Consider the following 16,562-nt stretch of genomic DNA (forward strand, 5'->3'; position numbering starts at 1 on the left):
GATTCCCTTGTAGGAGCATGGCTTGCCCGCGATGGCGGTGTATCTGACACAACGAGTCATCGTTCATCGCGAGCAAGCTTTGCTCCTACAGGTCAGGGTGCCCGCACAAGGCTTTCCCGCCATTTCCCGTTTTTTTCACATCTTGTCCGGATAATTCCGGGACTTGCGGCGTCTTAGCCGGTCCCAATTGTGCTATTACCCTTAGCCTGAATTTCTGGAACGCATCCCTCGATGGTCACCCAACCACTGTCCAAGCTTAAAACTGCCCGCCGCTCACGCTTTGTCATGCGTTGGTATTCCTGGCTTTTGCTGGTGGCCGCCGCCGCGTATGGCCTCGCGTTTGCGATGCATTGGGATGACCGAGGCATGCTCTGGGTGCTGGAACGTTTCGAAAGCCCCGCCGAACGCCAGGAGAGCATCTGGCTTCCGGATTACCGGGCAGTGATCGATGCCAAAGTGCTGCCGGGCATGGAGAAGGACGAAGCGTCGGACCTGGCCTACGACCCGCAGTCCAAAACCCTGTTTTCAGTCATGGGCAATAAACCGTTCCTGGTCGAACTGACATTGCAGGGTGACGTGCTGCGCAAGATGCCGCTGGTGGGCTGGAGCAACCCGGAAGGGGTGACTGTAATGGGCAACGGTCTGCTGGCCATCGTCGATGAGCGCGAACACATGCTCTCCATCGTCAAGGTCGATGCCGATACCCGCGAGCTGAACTTCGCCGACTTCCCGAAATACGACCTCGGCCCTTCGAAGGACCAGAACAAGGCGTTCGAAGCCATCGTCTGGGATTCGCGCAATCAGCAAATGTTGCTGGGTGAAGAGCGTCCACCGGCGTTGTTCACCTGGAAAAGCAACGATGGCCAGACACTCACTGGCGACAAGCAAAAACTCACCAGTGATGAACTGGACATCCGCAACCTCTCGGCGCTGGCTATCGACCCGCGCACTGGCCACACCCTGGTGCTGTCTGCCGACTCCCATTTGTTGCTGGAACTGGACGAGAAGGGTGAACAGGTCAGCTTCATGACGTTGCTGGGCGGCTTCAATGGTTTGAAGAAGACCATTCCTCGCGCCGAAGGCGTGACCATGGACGATGCGGGCACGCTGTATCTGGTGAGCGAGCCGAACCTGTTCTACCGCTTCGAAAAGCAGAAATAAGCCCGCCGTGAGGGTGGCGCGCGGTCCCCTGTTGGGGTACACCTGCGGGACCGCGGCCAGTGGCCATTAAGCTTCAATTCAGACTGTCGTGGTATTTCATCCCCCCGTCCTGATTCCGAGCTTGCCCGAATGCGCCGACTTGCCCGCCCCAAACCCCTGATTCTGATCCTGTCGGTCATTGCGTTGATCGCACTGGTTGCGGCCGGCCAGTACCTGCGCCTGTTCGAGCGCGGCTGGTTCAACCTGCACACTCTTTGGCAGCCAGTGAACGGTCAGTCCATCGCGCTGGATCAGTACCAGGTGGCGATTGAGGCGCGAGTCATTGTCGGGCTGGACGACGATGTTTCGGCGTTGACCTTCGATCCGGTGCGCAAAAGCCTGTTCACCGTCACCAACAAAAACTCAGAGCTGATCGAACTGTCGCTGGACGGCCAGATTGTTCGACGCATTGCGCTGGTCGGGTTTGGCGATCCTGAAGCCGTGGAATTCATCAGCGCCGACACTTACGTGATCACTGACGAGCGTCAGCAGCGGTTGATCAAGATTCATCTGGAGAACGACACAACGTTCCTCGACGCCGCGGATGCCGAGCAGATGACCCTTGGTGTGCACATGAGCGGCAACAAGGGCTTCGAAGGCCTGGCTTACGACTCGGTGGGCAAGCGGTTGTTTGTCGCCAAGGAACGCGACCCGATGCTGATCTACGAAGTGCATGGCTTTCCGCATTACAATCCGGAAAAATCCTACGCGGTGCACGTAATAAACAACCCCAAGCGCGATGCCGGGATGTTTGTACGCGACCTGTCCAGCCTGCAATACGACGAGCGCAGCGGCCATTTGCTGGCGTTGTCGGATGAGTCGCGACTGATTCTGGAACTCGATGTGGACGGGCGACCGCTGAGCACCATGTCATTGAGCAAGGGGCGTCAGGGGTTGCAGAAGACGGTGCCACAAGCGGAAGGGATCGCCATGGATGACGACGGTACGATGTACCTGGTGAGCGAGCCGAACCTGTTCTACGTCTTCAAAAAACCAGCACAACCCTGACCAACACCCTAAAACCAATGCGGGAGCGAGCCTGCTCGCGATAGCGGTCTTTCAGTCAACATCTCTATCGACTGACACGGCCTCATCGCGAGCAGGCTCGCTCCCACAGGTTTATCTGCGTGTCTGATTATTGGGCGCGCAGGGTTTTCACGCCTTCGCTAGTGCCCAGCAGCAGCAAGTCCGCCGGACGTGCCGCGAACAAACCGTTGGTGACCACGCCGACGATGGCGTTGATCTGCGTCTCCAGCTCCACCGGGTTGGTGATCTGCATGTTGAACACGTCGAGGATGATGTTGCCGTTGTCGGTCAGCACGCCTTCACGATAGACCGGGTCGCCACCGAGCTTCACCAGTTCGCGGGCGACGTGGCTGCGGGCCATCGGGATCACTTCCACCGGCAGCGGGAATGCGCCGAGCACCGGCACCAGTTTGCTGGCGTCGGCGATGCAGATGAAGGTCTTGGCCACGGCCGCCACAATCTTCTCGCGGGTCAGGGCTGCGCCGCCGCCCTTGATCAGGTTCAGGTGCTCGTCGCTTTCATCGGCGCCATCGATGTAGAACTCCAGGTCGCTGACGGTGTTCAGTTCATACACCGGAATGCCGTGGCCCTTGAGGCGGGCAGCGGTGGCTTCGGAACTGGCGACCGCGCCGTCGAACGCACCCTTGTGCTTGGCCAGTGCATCAATAAAGCAGTTGGCGGTGGAGCCGGTGCCGACCCCGACGATGCTCTTGTCGTCGAGTTTCGGGAGGATGAAGTCGACGGCGGCCTGAGCCACTGCCTGTTTGAGTTGATCCTGGGTCATGCGGGCTCCGAAGCGGGCAAGGGGAGAACGGAAAGGCCGGCATTATAGCCCCATGCCGGGCTAAAACCTCCTGTGGCGAGGGGATTTATCCCCGTTGGAGTGCGAAGCACTCCCCAGCATTCCTTTGGGCTCTACCGTATTCTCTGGTCTTGCGACGGCTGCGCCGCCGGACGGGGATAAATCCCCTCGCCACAATGTATATCCTCTTCCTGAATCGGTCTAAAACCACCTGTTTAGTGTGGTCGCCCGGCCGAAAGCCGGGTTAGACTCCTTGGCCCTGCCCAACCCGCTCAGTGATGCTTTCCGATGCTCGAACAGTACGTCAAAAAGATCCTCACCTCGCGCGTTTATGACGTTGCCGTAGAAACCCCATTGCAGACTGCCCGCCAGCTCTCCGAGCGGCTGGGCAACAGTATTTTGCTTAAGCGCGAAGACTTGCAGCCGGTGTTCTCGTTCAAGATTCGCGGCGCCTACAACAAGCTCACGCAGCTTTCCGATGAAGAGCGCGCTCGCGGTGTCGTCACTGCTTCCGCGGGCAACCACGCGCAAGGCCTGGCCCTGGCGGCGAAAGTATTGGGTGTGAAAGCGACCATCGTGATGCCCAAGACCACCCCGGAAATCAAAGTCGAAGGCGTGCGTTCCCGTGGCGGCAAAGTGGTGCTGCACGGGGATTCGTTCCCGGAAGCCCTGGCCTACTCGCTGAAACTGGTCGACGAAAAAGGCTACGTCTACATCCACCCTTACGACGATCCCCACACCATTGCCGGGCAGGGCACGGTGGCAATGGAGATTCTGCGCCAGCACCCTGGCCGTCTGGACGCGATCTTCGTCCCGGTGGGCGGTGGCGGATTGATCGCCGGGATCGCGGCGTACGTGAAGTACTTACGACCTGAAATCAAAATCATCGGCGTCGAGCCGGACGATTCCAATTGCCTGCAAGCCGCCATGGCGGCTGGCGAGCGTGTGATCCTGCCGACCGTGGGCCTCTTCGCCGACGGCGTCGCTGTGGCGCAGATTGGTCAGCACACCTTTGATATCTGCAAAGACTATGTCGATGAAGTGATCACCGTCAGCACCGATGAAATCTGCGCGGCGATCAAGGACATCTACGACGATACCCGCTCGATCACCGAACCTGCCGGCGCCTTGGGCGTGGCCGGGATCAAGAAGTACGTCGAGCAGCGCGGCGTCACCGGTCACACCTTTGTGGCCATCGACTCCGGCGCCAACGTCAACTTCGACCGCCTGCGCCATGTCGCCGAGCGCGCTGAACTGGGCGAGGGTCGCGAAGCCATCATTGCCGTGACCATCCCCGAGAAGCCGGGCAGCTTCAAGGCGTTCTGTGAAGCCATCGGCAAGCGCCAGATCACTGAATTCAACTACCGCTACAACACCGGCAGCGAGGCGCACATCTTTGTTGGCGTGCAAACGCACCCGGAAAACGATCCGCGCAGCGCGCTGCTGTCCAGCCTGACCGAGCAGGGTTTCCCGGTGCTCGACCTGACCGACAACGAGTTGGCCAAGTTGCACATCCGCCACATGGTCGGCGGCCGCGCGGCTCATGTGGTGGATGAAGTGATTCTGCGCTTCGAATTCCCGGAGCGTCCGGGTGCGCTGTTCAACTTCCTCAACAAGCTCGGCGGGCGCTGGAACATCTCGATGTTCCACTACCGCAACCATGGCGCGGCGGATGGTCGTGTGGTCGCGGGCCTGCAAGTGCCTCACGATGAACGCCACCTGGTGCCCGCAGCGCTGGAAGAAATCGGCTACCCGTACTGGGACGAAAGTGACAACCCAGCCTATCAACTGTTTCTCGGCTGAGCGGCTACGCTGATGGCCAGACCATAAGGAAATCGAACAATGGAAACGTTAACCGCCCTGAAAGTCGCTCATATGGTGGCGACGGTGTTGCTGCTGGTCAGCGCACTGGGTCTGGCGATCTGGGTCTGGCGCACGCGACGCAACGGTGACGCAACGGCTCACGCGCGCACGTTGCAACGTCCGCGGGTGTTTATCTGGCTGCTGATGGGCCTGGCATTGCTGAGCATGCCATTCACGGGATGGTGGATGGTGCATCTGGTGGGCTGGCCGTTGGGGCAGACGTGGTTGCTGGCGTCCAGTGTGCTTTACACCGTGGCGGCGTTGGGCTGGTTCTGGTTGCTGGTGCGGCTTAACAAACTGCGCAAGGCACCGACAGCGGGCAATGGGAAATTTACCTTTGCCTTGGCGTTGTTCAGTTTTGTCTGCTTTATCGCCATTGCGGGGTTGATGGGTGCCAAGCCTGTTTAAGGCTTGAAACCGGGTTGACCCCATCGCGGGCAAGCCTTGCTCCTACAGGACCGTGTCGGTCGTCGAGTTTCGGCACGACACCAAACCTGTAGGAGCAAGGCTTGCCCGCGATGGCGATGTCAGTCGCGCAGAGTAATGACCGGCCAGCCACGCTTCTCGGCTTCAGCACGCAGATTCGGGTCCGGATCGACCGCAACCGGATGCGTCACCTGCTGCAGCAGCGGAAAATCATTCATCGAGTCGCTATAGAAATAGCTGCCCTCCAACGAATACCCGGTCTCTTCCAGCCAACGATTCAACCGCGTCACCTTGCCTTCACGGAAGCACGGGACGTCGGTGCTGCGCCCGGTGTAGCGGCCATCAACCATTTCACATTCCGTGGCGATCAGGGTTTCGACGCCCAGACGCTGGGCAATCGGCCCGGTAACAAAACGGTTGGTGGCGGTGATGATCACCAGTTTGTCACCCGCCTCGCGGTGCTTGGCCAGCAGTTCGATAGCCTTGGGCAACATAATCGGCTCAATGCAATCGCGCATGTAATCCAGATGCCATTGATCCAGTGTAGCCATCTCGGTGCGGCCGAGCACTTCCAGGCAGAAATTCAGGTAAGCGTCGTTATCCAGCTTGCCGGCCAGGTAATCCTGATAGAACTCATCGTTGCGCGCCTTGTAGGCGACGGCGTCGAGGAAGCCGCGTTCGCACAGGTAATCGCCCCAGGCGTGGTCACTGTCACCGCCCAAGAGCGTGTTGTCCAAGTCGAATAAAGCCAGCCGCATTGCAGTTACTCGCTGAAAAGTCTGTAGAAAGGCGTCCAGAATACGGACTTTTCACAAGAGTGCACATAAGGTAGACCGGCTCGTTGCTGCTTTCACAACCTTTGTGGAACAATGCGGCGACATGCGTTTGCGAGGTTGTTGCCGTGATCGACCCCGATGGTTTCCGCCCCAATGTCGGGATCATTCTCACGAATGATGCCGGACAGGTGCTATGGGCTCGCCGTATCAATCAAGATGCCTGGCAGTTTCCACAGGGCGGGATCAACCCCCAGGAGACGCCGGAAGACGCCTTGTACCGCGAGTTGAACGAAGAAGTGGGCCTGGAGCGCGAAGATGTTGAAATTCTCGCCTGCACCCGGGGCTGGTTGCGCTATCGTTTGCCGCAACGTCTGGTCAGGACGCACAGCCAACCGCTGTGCATCGGCCAGAAACAGAAATGGTTTCTCCTGCGCCTGGTCTCCAACGAGCAGCGGGTGCGGATGGATTTGACCGGTAAACCGGAATTCGATGGCTGGCGCTGGGTCAGTTATTGGTATCCGTTGGGCCAGGTGGTGACATTCAAGCGCGAAGTGTATCGACGCGCTCTCAAAGAGCTTGCCCCGCGCCTTTTATCGCGCGACTGACGACGGAGTTCGACCCCGAGCCATGCTCAATACGCTGCGCAAGATCGTCCAGGAAGTTAACTCCGCCAAGGATCTCAAGGCGGCGTTGGGGATTATTGTGTTGCGCGTCAAAGAGGCCATGGGCAGCCAGGTCTGCTCGGTCTATCTGCTTGACCCTGAGACCAACCGCTTCGTGCTGATGGCCACCGAGGGCTTGAACAAGCGCTCGATCGGCAAAGTCAGCATGGCACCCAACGAAGGTCTGGTCGGCCTGGTCGGCACGCGTGAAGAACCCCTGAACCTCGAAAACGCCGCGGATCACCCGCGCTACCGCTACTTCGCCGAGACCGGTGAAGAGCGCTACGCCTCATTCCTCGGGGCGCCGATCATTCACCACCGCCGCGTCGTCGGCGTGTTGGTCATTCAGCAAAAAGAACGTCGCCAGTTCGACGAAGGTGAAGAAGCCTTCCTCGTGACCATGAGCGCGCAGCTCGCCGGCGTTATCGCCCACGCCGAAGCCACCGGTTCGATCCGGGGCCTGGGCCGTCAGGGCAAAGGCATTCAGGAAGCCAAGTTCATCGGCGTACCGGGTTCGCCGGGTGCGGCGGTCGGTACCGCGGTGGTCATGCTGCCGCCGGCCGATCTGGACGTGGTGCCCGACAAAACCATCACCGACATCACCGCCGAGCTCGGGCTGTTCAAGACCGCCATCGAAGGCGTGCGCGCCGACATGCGCGCCTTGTCCGCCAAGCTCGCGAACCAGTTGCGTCCGGAAGAGCGCGCGCTGTTCGATGTCTATTTGATGATGCTCGACGATGCCTCGCTTGGCAGTGAAATCACCACCGTGATCAAGACCGGTCAGTGGGCCCAGGGCGCGTTGCGTCAGGTGGTCACCGAGCACGTCAACCGCTTCGAATTGATGGACGACGCCTACCTGCGTGAGCGCGCCTCCGACGTCAAAGACCTTGGTCGGCGCTTGCTGGCTTATCTGCAGGAAGAGCGTCAGCAGACCCTGGTCTACCCCGACAACACCATCCTGATCAGCGAAGAACTGACGCCGGCAATGCTCGGCGAGGTGCCGGAAGGCAAGCTGGTCGGTCTGGTCTCGGTACTCGGTTCCGGCAACTCCCACGTGGCGATCCTGGCGCGAGCCATGGGTATCCCGACGGTGATGGGCCTGGTCGACTTGCCGTATTCCAAGGTCGACGGCATCCAGATGATCGTCGATGGCTACCACGGCGAGGTCTATACCAACCCCAGCGAAGTGCTGCGCAAGCAGTTCGCCGAAGTGGTCGAGGAAGAGAAACAACTGGCCCTCGGGCTGGACGCACTGCGGGACTTGCCGTGCGTGACCCTCGATGGCCACCGCATGCCGCTGTGGGTCAACACCGGCCTGCTGGCGGACGTGGCGCGAGCGCAGAAGCGTGGCGCTGAAGGCGTCGGTCTGTACCGCACCGAAGTGCCGTTCATGATCAACCAGAGGTTCCCGAGCGAAAAGGAGCAGTTGGCGATCTACCGCGAGCAACTCGCCGCGTTCCACCCGCAACCGGTGACCATGCGCAGCCTGGACATCGGCGGCGACAAGTCGCTGTCGTACTTCCCGATCAAGGAAGACAACCCGTTCCTAGGCTGGCGCGGCATTCGCGTCACGCTCGACCACCCGGAAATTTTCCTGGTGCAGACCCGCGCCATGCTCAAGGCCAGCGAAGGCTTGAACAACCTGCGGATCCTGCTGCCGATGATCTCCGGCACTCACGAACTGGAAGAGGCCCTGCACCTGATTCACCGGGCCTGGGGCGAAGTCCGCGACGAAGGCTGCGACGTGCCTATGCCGCCGATCGGCGTGATGATCGAAATTCCGGCGGCGGTTTATCAGACCAAGGAACTGGCGCGGCAAGTGGACTTCCTGTCGGTCGGCTCCAACGACCTGACCCAGTACTTGTTGGCGGTGGATCGAAACAACCCGCGGGTAGCCGACCTTTACGACTACCTGCACCCAGCGGTGCTGCAAGCCCTTCAGAGTGTGGTGCGTGACGCTCATGCCGAAGGCAAGCCAGTGAGCATCTGCGGTGAGATGGCCGGTGACCCGGCGGCGGCGGTGCTGTTGATGGCGATGGGTTTCGACAGCCTGTCGATGAACGCCACCAACTTGCCGAAAGTGAAGTGGATGCTGCGTCAGATCAACCTGAGCAAGGCCAAGGAATTGCTCGCCGAGTTGATGACCATCGATAACCCGCAAGTTATCCACAGCTCGCTGCAACTGGCGCTGAAGAACCTTGGGTTGGCGCGGATGATTAATCCGGCTTCGGCGAAGACTCTCTAAAAGGCTGATGGCCTCATCGCGAGCAGGCTCGCTCCCACATTTGATTTGTGATCGACGCAAATCCCCTGTGGGAGCGAGCCTGCTCGCGATGGGGCCGGCCCTGACAACACCAATCTAAACCCTGATCTCTACCTCCCCCAAATGCCCGCCATACGGCCCAAAACTCCGCTCAACCATCCACCGCGTCCCATCCGCCTGAACAATCAGCGCCGTACTCGCTCGCGTCCCATAAGTCGGACTGGCAATAAACACACTCGACAGCAATGTCTCGGTGGCCAACCCGACCCCGGTATCCGGCAATTCGGCAAATGGCGCCACCTGCGGATCATTCAGCAACGCCAATAAAGCCTGGGGCTGCGGATCGTCCAGCACTTCCTCCAGCGCTGCCCGTGCCTTGAGCAGTTTCGGCCACGGCGTATCCAGCCCCGCGTTCGACAACCCATAAACCCCCGGTGGCAGCATCACCGCCTCAGTCTCCCGGGCATTGAAGTGCCACAGTTCGTTGGCATTGCCGATCAGCAGGTTAAATCCGGCGTATTCCAGCGAACGTGCAACAACATCGCTCAAATAGTCATCTATCGGCATATCCCCGCTAAGGAATCGCGCCACCAGCTCCCCTCGTGACTTGCGTGCGGGCGGCTGATGCGGGTCGCGGATATTGGTCAGTGCGGCGAAGCGTCCATTGGCGCCAACCCCGAGCCAGGTGCCCCCAGCCTCCAGATCGCGACCGGCATGCACGTGCGGTGCTTCGGGCCATTGCGCCAGGGGCAGGCTGGGCCGGGCGTAGAATTCGTCGCGGTTGGCCGCCACGATCAGCGGCAGGGCGTGACCCGGTCGCCAGGCGAAAACAATCAGGCACATAAGGTAGTCCTTGTGTGTTTTTTACTCACTCTACGCAGACATCGTTCATCGATCCATCGCCATCCACAGTGGAGCCCGAGGCCATGCATCCGTTACCATGCCGCTCCTGAATCGGGATGCTTGGGGATGTGGCCATGGAATTTCTGCTCTATCTGGCGCTGGGCGCCTGTGCGGGCGTGCTGGCCGGGCTGTTCGGGGTAGGCGGCGGGATCATCATTGTCCCGGTGCTGGTGTTCAGTTTCACCTTGCAGGGATTTGATGCCTCGATCCTGACGCATCTGGCAGTCGGCACCTCGCTGGCGACGATCATCTTTACGTCGGTCAATGCGATTCGCGAGCACCATCGCCGCGGCGCCGTACGTTGGCCGATTTTTGCCTGGATGACCCTCGGTATTCTCATCGGTGCCGGTTTCGGCGCGCTGACGGCTGAAGCGATCTCCGGGCCCAACCTGCAGAAAATCATTGGCGTCTTCGCGCTGGTTATCGCTGCGCAGCTGGCGCTGGACGTCAAACCCAAGGCCAGCCGAACGGTGCCGGGTAAAGTCGGTCTGACCGTGGCCGGCACTGTGATTGGCTGGGCCTCGGCGATTTTCGGGATTGGCGGCGGCTCGCTGACGGTGCCGTTCCTGACCTGGCGCAGCGTACCGATGCAGCAAGCCGTGGCGACTTCATCCGCCTGTGGCCTGCCGATTGCCTTGTCCAGCGCATTATTTTTCATGATTCTGGGCTGGCACGATCCATTGCTGCCGGCCCATAGTCTCGGTTTTATTTATTTGCCGGCGTTGCTGGGGATCGCCCTGACCAGCATGTTCTTCGCCCGACTCGGCGCACGACTGGCCCACAGCCTGTCGCCGAAGGTCCTGAAAAGACTGTTCGCCGCTTTGCTGTTCTGCGTGGGTTTGAATTTTCTACTCTGACTTGCAACGCAATCCTGGCTTAATCCTGAGGTGACAGCGTCGCCCGGGAATTTTGAAAGTTTCAACTCTAACGAGGAGTCGCAATGCTGCCTTACCCGCAGATCGACCCGGTGGCATTGGCCATCGGTCCGCTGAAAATCCACTGGTACGGCTTGATGTACCTGATCGGCATCGGCGGCGCCTGGCTGCTGGCATCGCGCAGACTGAACCGCTTCGACCCGACCTGGAGCAAAGAGAAGCTCTCTGACATGGTGTTCTGGATGTCGATGGGGGTCATTCTCGGCGGCCGCTTGGGCTATGTGCTGTTCTACGATCTGCACGCTTACCTCGCCAACCCGCTGCTGATTTTTGAAGTATGGAAGGGCGGCATGTCGTTCCACGGCGGGTTCATCGGCGTGATGTTGGCCGCGTTGTGGTTCGGTAAAAAGAACGGCAAGTCGTTCTTCCAGCTGATGGACTTCGTCGCACCGATGGTGCCGATCGGTCTGGGCGCCGGACGTATCGGCAACTTCATCAACGCCGAGTTGTGGGGCAAGGCCACCGATGTGCCTTGGGCGATGGTCTTTCCGACCGATCCAGAGCAACTGGCGCGTCACCCGTCGCAGCTGTACCAGTTCGCGCTCGAAGGCGTGGCGCTGTTCGCTATTCTCTGGTTGTTCTCGCGCAAGCCGCGGCCAACCATGGCGGTGTCCGGGATGTTCGCGCTGTTCTATGGCATCTTCCGTTTCATCGTCGAATTCGTCCGCGTACCGGACGCGCAACTGGGCTATCTGGCCTGGAACTGGCTGACCATGGGTCAGGTACTGTGCGTACCGATGATCCTCGGCGGTCTGTTCCTGATCTGGTTGGCGTATCGCCGTGCACCGGCGGCTCCAGCGGCGGCTGTATAAATTCGAACCCCGGGGCGACGGCCCCGGGTTCAAGGACACAGGTAACTCATGAAGCAATATCTCGAACTGGTCGCCCACGTCATCAAGAACGGCACCAAGCAGGCCAACCGCACTGGTGTGAACACCATCAGCTTCCCTGGCGCGATGCTGCGTTATGACCTGAAGGAAGGTTTCCCGGCGATCACCACCCGCAAAATGGCCTTCAAATCGGCCATCGGCGAGATGTGTGGTTTTCTGCGCGGGGTGAACAACGCCGCCGAGTTCCGTGCGCTGGGCTGCAAGGTCTGGGACCAGAACGCCAACGAAAACGCCCAGTGGCTGGCCAACCCGTTCCGTCAGGGCGAAGACGACCTCGGCGAGATCTACGGCGTGCAATGGCGCAAATGGCCGGCGTACAAGCAGATCCCGGTCAGCAATCAAGCCGCCATCGAACAGACCCTGAGCCAAGGTTATCGCCAGATCGCCGAAGGCGAAGAGGACGGTCAGGCCTACGTGGTGCTGTACAAGGCGATCGACCAGATCCGCCAGTGCGTCGACACCATCATCAAAGACCCGGGCAGCCGCCGCATTCTGTTCCACGGCTGGAACGTTGCCCAACTTGATGAAATGGCTTTGCCGCCGTGCCATTTGTTGTACCAGTTCCACCCGAATGTGGAGACCAAAGAGATCTCTTTGACTCTGTACATCCGCTCCAATGATTTGGGTCTGGGCACGCCGTTCAACCTCACCGAAGGCGCCGCGCTGCTGAGCCTGATCGGTCGCCTGACCGGCTACACACCGCGCTGGTTCACCTATTTCATCGGTGATGCCCACGTCTATGAAAACCACTTGGACATGCTGAACGAACAGCTCAAGCGTGAGCCGTTCCCGATGCCGAAACTGGTGATCAGTGATCGTGTGCCGGAATTTGCCAAGACCGGTGTGTATCAGCCGGAATGGCTGGAGTTGATCGAGCCGAGCGATTTCTCGCTGGAAGGCTACGAGCACCACGCCCCAATGACCGCGCCGATGGCGGTCTAAAGAACTACCGCTGACCCTGTAGGAGCCGAGCTTGCTCGCGATAGCGGTTTGTCAGACACATCAATGTTGAATGTGCTGCCGCCATCGCGAGCAAGCTCGGCTCCTACAGGGTTTTGTGGTGTTTTCAGTGGCCGTGACTGCGGCCAACATGGGAATGCGCAACCTCCGTCGCCACAACCCCGCCACTCACCTCCAACCGCTGCAAAATCCCGCACTGATCGATATCCGGCCCTTCGCTGCAACGTTGGCGCAGGTTGAGCAGTTGTGTCTGCAACGCCATCAACCCATCAATCCGCGCCTTGACGTGATGAATGTGTTCGTCGATCAGCGCATTCACGCTTTCACACTGATCCTGCGGGCTGTCGCGCAGGGCCAGCAGGCTGCGGATTTCTTCCAGGGTCATGTCGAGGGTGCGGCAGTTGCGGATGAAAGTCAGACGCTCGGCATGGGCCTGGGTGTAGACGCGGTAGTTGCCGTCGCTGCGGGCCGGTTCCGGCAACAGGTTTTCGCGCTCGTAGTAGCGAATGGTTTCCACGGCGCAGTCGGTGAGTTTGGCCAGTTCTCCGATCTTCATGACGGCAATCTCCAAAAGGGTGCTTGACCCTATAGTGGCTACAGGGTCTTTACTTGGCAACAGGCACCTTTATGGACGCGACCCAATGAGCGATTCCCTTCACACGCACAAACCCGAAGACGGGCATGATCACGATCACAAGCTGCAGCCTGTGCAGAAGAAGCATGACCACGGCGGCCACGGGGAATCCTGCTGTTCGTCCAAAGTGGCGGCACCTTCGCTGATCAAACTCAGCGAAACCCCAACGGCTGGCGCGCGGCTGAGCAGTTTTCGCATCGACGCCATGGATTGCCCGACCGAGCAGACGCTGATCGAGAACAAACTCGGCAAACTCGTCGGCGTGCAGCAACTGGAATTCAACCTGATCAACCGCGTGTTGGGCGTCACCCATGACCTGCCGAACACCGCGCCGATCATCGACGCGATCAAGTCCCTCGGCATGCAGGCCGAGCCGCTGGAGCAGGGCGCTGAACCGCCAGCGCCGGCCCCCGAGAAAAAGCCCTGGTGGCCCCTGGCGCTGTCCGGTGTTGGCGCACTGGTCGCCGAAGTGATCCACTTCACCAACGCTGCGCCGAACTGGGTTGTAGCAGTCATCGCGTTGATTTCGATCCTCAGCGGCGGCCTCGGCACCTATAAAAAGGGCTGGATCGCACTTAAAAACCTCAACCTGAACATCAACGCACTGATGAGCATCGCGGTGACCGGCGCGATCCTGATCGGTCAGTGGCCGGAAGCAGCGATGGTGATGTTCCTGTTCACCGTGGCCGAGTTGATCGAGGCCAAATCCCTGGACCGGGCGCGCAACGCTATCGGCGGCCTGATGCAGATGACCCCGGAACAGGCCACGGTGCAGCAGGCCGACGGCAGTTGGATCGAGCTGGACGTTAAAACCATCGAGTTGGGCGCACGTGTTCGAGTGCGTCCGGGTGAGCGGATCGGTCTGGACGGTGAAGTGGTGTCGGGCAGTTCGACCATCGATCAGGCGCCGATCACCGGTGAAAGCCTGCCAGTGGAGAAGACCATCGGCGATAAAGTTTTCGCCGGCACCATCAACCAGGCCGGTTCCCTGGAATACACGGTAACCGCAGCGGCCAACAACTCGACCCTGGCACGAATCATCCACGCCGTGGAACAGGCCCAGGGCGCGCGGGCACCGACCCAGCGTTTTGTCGACAGCTTCTCGAAAATCTATACGCCCGCAGTGTTCATTCTGGCGCTCGCGGTGGCGGTGATTCCGCCACTGTTTATGGGTGCGCTGTGGTTCGACTGGATCTACCGGGCGTTGGTGTTGTTAGTGGTTGCGTGCCCATGCGCGCTGGTGATTTCCACCCCGGTGACCATCGTCAGCGGCCTCGCGGCGGCGGCGCGCAAAGGTATTCTGGTGAAGGGCGGCGTCTATCTGGAGGGTGGTTACAAGCTCGATTACCTGGCCTTGGACAAGACCGGCACGATCACACACGGCAAACCGGTGCAGACCGATTACCTGTCGCTTGATCCGACCGCGGACGAATCAGCCCCGGCGATTGCAGTAGCGCTGGCCGGTCGCTCCGATCACCCGGTGTCCTTGGCCATTGCCAACGCGGCTGTGGATAAACAACTCGCACCGCTGATTGTGGATAACTTTGAGGCGCTGGCCGGTCGCGGTGTGCGCGGCGAAATCAATGGTCAGGTTTACCACTTGGGCAACCACCGGTTAGTGGAAGAACTGAACCTGTGCTCGCCCGAACTGGAAGAAAAGCTGTTCGCACTGGAGAAACAGGGCAAGTCCGTGGTGCTGCTGCTCGACAAATCCGGCCCATTGGCGCTGTTCGCCGTGGCCGACACCGTGAAAGAGTCCAGCCGCGAGGCGATCCAGCAACTACACGATCTGGGCATCAAGACCCTGATGCTGACCGGCGACAACGTCCACACCGCTCAGGCGATTGCCGCGCAAGTCGGCATCGACGAGGCCAAGGGCGATTTGCTGCCGACTGACAAGCTGCAAGCCATCGACGCCCTTTATGCACAGGGCCATAACGTCGGCATGGTCGGCGACGGCATCAACGATGCTCCGGCGCTGGCGCGAGCCGAGATCGGTTTTGCCATGGCAGCGGCCGGTACCGATACCGCCATCGAAACCGCTGATGTCGCCCTGATGGACGACGATCTGCGCAAGATCCCGGCCTTCATCCGGCTGTCCCGGCAAACCGCACGCATCCTCAAACAGAACATTGCCCTGGCATTGGTCATCAAAGCGATCTTTCTTGGGGTAACCTTCGCCGGGATCGCCACCATGTGGATGGCGGTGTTCGCCGACATGGGCGTGAGCCTGTTGGTGGTGTTTAACGGTTTGCGCCTGCTGCGCAAATAAGCGATGAGGAAAGGGTGTGCTGAGTGCCGAGCTAAAGGCGTTTTACATGGTTGCCCGCCTGGGCAGCATTACCCTGGCGGCGAAAAAACTCGGCCTGAGCCAACCCACCGTGACCACGCAGATTCGCAATCTGGAAAGTCAGTATTCGGTTGAGCTGTTCTACCGTGGCGGTCGCCGCCTCAGCGTCAGCGATGAAGGCGCGCGGTTGCTGCCGATGGTCAAGACGCTGTTGCAGCAGGAAGCCGACATCGAGTTTTTCCTGCGTAACAGCGGCCAGGTCCAAGGCACGTTGCGCATTGCGGCCACGGCGCCTTACTACATCCTCGATCTGGTGAAGACCTTTCGCGAGCGCTTGCCGCAAGTTGAAGTGTCGGTGGAAATCGGCAACTCCCAGCAGGTGCTTGAAGCGCTGGAGGATTACCGGGTGGATGTCGCGGCGTCTTCGCAATTACTGGAGGATGCGCGGCTGATTCGCCGGGTGCTCGGCAGCGATCCGCTGGTGCTGGCGGTGCATCGCAATCATCCGCTGGCGGTTCACGACCATGTACCGCTCAGTGCATTGGCCGGGCATACGTTGTTGATGCGCGAGTCGGGTTCGACCACTCGACGCCTGACCGAGGAATTGCTGGCCAGCGCCGGGGTGAGTTTCGGTCCGCTGCTGGAGATTGGCAGCCGTGAGTCGATCCGTGAGGCGGTGTTGCGCAACATCGGCATCAGCATCATTGCCCGACAGGAAGTACCGCATGATCCGCAACTGCGCGTGCTGACCATCGAGAATGCGCCGCAGATTCCCGAGTATTTGTACTGCCTCAAAGAGCGAAAAGGCGCGCGGCTGCCAGCGGCGTTTCTGGGGTTGGCGCAGGAAATGGCCCCGGCCTGATATCTCTATTGCTTGTGCTGGCTTCATCGCGAGCAGGCTCGCTCCCACAGGGGAATGCGGTCAACTGTAG

At 60.1% G+C, this 16,562-nt stretch carries 15 protein-coding genes; 11 read left to right on the forward strand and 4 right to left on the reverse strand.

Annotated features, from left to right (window positions below):
- Positions 1-231: 231 nt before the first annotated feature.
- On the forward strand, positions 232-1,161 hold the full coding sequence (locus ACYZUA_RS03990) for an SdiA-regulated domain-containing protein (protein ID WP_461962155.1): 930 nt from the start codon (positions 232-234) through the stop codon (positions 1,159-1,161).
- Between the two features lie 129 nt (positions 1,162-1,290).
- Positions 1,291-2,208: an SdiA-regulated domain-containing protein gene (locus ACYZUA_RS03995; protein ID WP_461962156.1), complete on the forward strand. Its 918-nt coding sequence runs from the start codon at positions 1,291-1,293 to the stop codon at positions 2,206-2,208.
- Positions 2,209-2,335: 127 nt separating this feature from the next.
- On the opposite strand, the gene rpiA is transcribed toward ACYZUA_RS03995, so the two are convergent.
- On the reverse strand, positions 2,336-3,010 hold the full coding sequence (gene rpiA / locus ACYZUA_RS04000; RefSeq protein ID WP_461962157.1) for a ribose-5-phosphate isomerase RpiA: 675 nt from the start codon (positions 3,008-3,010) through the stop codon (positions 2,336-2,338).
- A gap of 306 nt (positions 3,011-3,316) precedes the next feature.
- Between rpiA and ilvA the strand changes: the two genes are divergently transcribed.
- Together ilvA and ACYZUA_RS04010 are read left to right on the forward strand one after the other, a co-directional pair.
- On the forward strand, positions 3,317-4,831 hold the full coding sequence (ilvA, locus tag ACYZUA_RS04005) for a threonine ammonia-lyase, biosynthetic (protein ID WP_461962158.1): 1,515 nt from the start codon (positions 3,317-3,319) through the stop codon (positions 4,829-4,831).
- A 39-nt stretch (positions 4,832-4,870) separates the two neighbouring features.
- Positions 4,871-5,299: a DUF2269 domain-containing protein gene (locus ACYZUA_RS04010; RefSeq protein WP_461962159.1), complete on the forward strand. Its 429-nt coding sequence runs from the start codon at positions 4,871-4,873 to the stop codon at positions 5,297-5,299.
- Between the two features lie 119 nt (positions 5,300-5,418).
- Here the strand turns inward: ACYZUA_RS04010 and ACYZUA_RS04015 are convergent, their stop codons facing one another.
- Positions 5,419-6,075: a histidinol-phosphatase gene (locus ACYZUA_RS04015; protein WP_461962160.1), complete on the reverse strand. Its 657-nt coding sequence runs from the start codon at positions 6,073-6,075 to the stop codon at positions 5,419-5,421.
- Between the two features lie 143 nt (positions 6,076-6,218).
- Here ACYZUA_RS04015 and ACYZUA_RS04020 point away from each other — a divergent pair, with 143 nt between their 5' ends.
- A complete protein-coding gene (locus ACYZUA_RS04020) occupies positions 6,219-6,698 on the forward strand; it encodes an RNA pyrophosphohydrolase (protein WP_008150514.1) in 480 nt (159 codons plus the stop codon).
- A 22-nt stretch (positions 6,699-6,720) separates the two neighbouring features.
- The gene (gene ptsP, locus ACYZUA_RS04025; RefSeq protein ID WP_056738869.1) at positions 6,721-9,000 is read left to right on the forward strand and encodes a phosphoenolpyruvate--protein phosphotransferase; all 2,280 of its coding nucleotides are present in this window, start codon (positions 6,721-6,723) and stop codon (positions 8,998-9,000) included.
- A gap of 114 nt (positions 9,001-9,114) precedes the next feature.
- On the opposite strand, the gene ACYZUA_RS04030 is transcribed toward ptsP, so the two are convergent.
- Positions 9,115-9,861 (reverse strand): NRDE family protein, encoded by a 747-nt coding sequence (locus ACYZUA_RS04030; protein WP_461962161.1) that lies wholly within the window; start codon positions 9,859-9,861, stop codon positions 9,115-9,117.
- A gap of 134 nt (positions 9,862-9,995) precedes the next feature.
- Here ACYZUA_RS04030 and ACYZUA_RS04035 point away from each other — a divergent pair, with 134 nt between their 5' ends.
- From ACYZUA_RS04035 to ACYZUA_RS04045, 3 genes are all read left to right on the forward strand, one after another.
- Positions 9,996-10,778, forward strand: coding sequence for a sulfite exporter TauE/SafE family protein (locus ACYZUA_RS04035; RefSeq protein ID WP_461962162.1), 783 nt, complete (start codon positions 9,996-9,998; stop codon positions 10,776-10,778).
- Positions 10,779-10,861: 83 nt separating this feature from the next.
- Positions 10,862-11,668, forward strand: coding sequence for a prolipoprotein diacylglyceryl transferase (gene lgt / locus ACYZUA_RS04040; RefSeq protein WP_461962163.1), 807 nt, complete (start codon positions 10,862-10,864; stop codon positions 11,666-11,668).
- 48 nt (positions 11,669-11,716) lie between these two features.
- The gene (locus ACYZUA_RS04045) at positions 11,717-12,688 is read left to right on the forward strand and encodes a thymidylate synthase (protein WP_033060541.1); all 972 of its coding nucleotides are present in this window, start codon (positions 11,717-11,719) and stop codon (positions 12,686-12,688) included.
- Between the two features lie 124 nt (positions 12,689-12,812).
- On the opposite strand, the gene cadR is transcribed toward ACYZUA_RS04045, so the two are convergent.
- On the reverse strand, positions 12,813-13,262 hold the full coding sequence (cadR, locus tag ACYZUA_RS04050) for a Cd(II)/Pb(II)-responsive transcriptional regulator (RefSeq protein ID WP_461962164.1): 450 nt from the start codon (positions 13,260-13,262) through the stop codon (positions 12,813-12,815).
- A gap of 85 nt (positions 13,263-13,347) precedes the next feature.
- Here cadR and ACYZUA_RS04055 point away from each other — a divergent pair, with 85 nt between their 5' ends.
- Positions 13,348-15,612, forward strand: coding sequence for a heavy metal translocating P-type ATPase (locus ACYZUA_RS04055; protein ID WP_461962165.1), 2,265 nt, complete (start codon positions 13,348-13,350; stop codon positions 15,610-15,612).
- Positions 15,613-15,628: 16 nt separating this feature from the next.
- Positions 15,629-16,492, forward strand: coding sequence for a LysR family transcriptional regulator (locus tag ACYZUA_RS04060; protein ID WP_461962166.1), 864 nt, complete (start codon positions 15,629-15,631; stop codon positions 16,490-16,492).
- The last annotated feature ends 70 nt before the right edge of the window (positions 16,493-16,562 follow it).

The organism is Pseudomonas sp. LS2P72 (assembly GCF_054897865.1).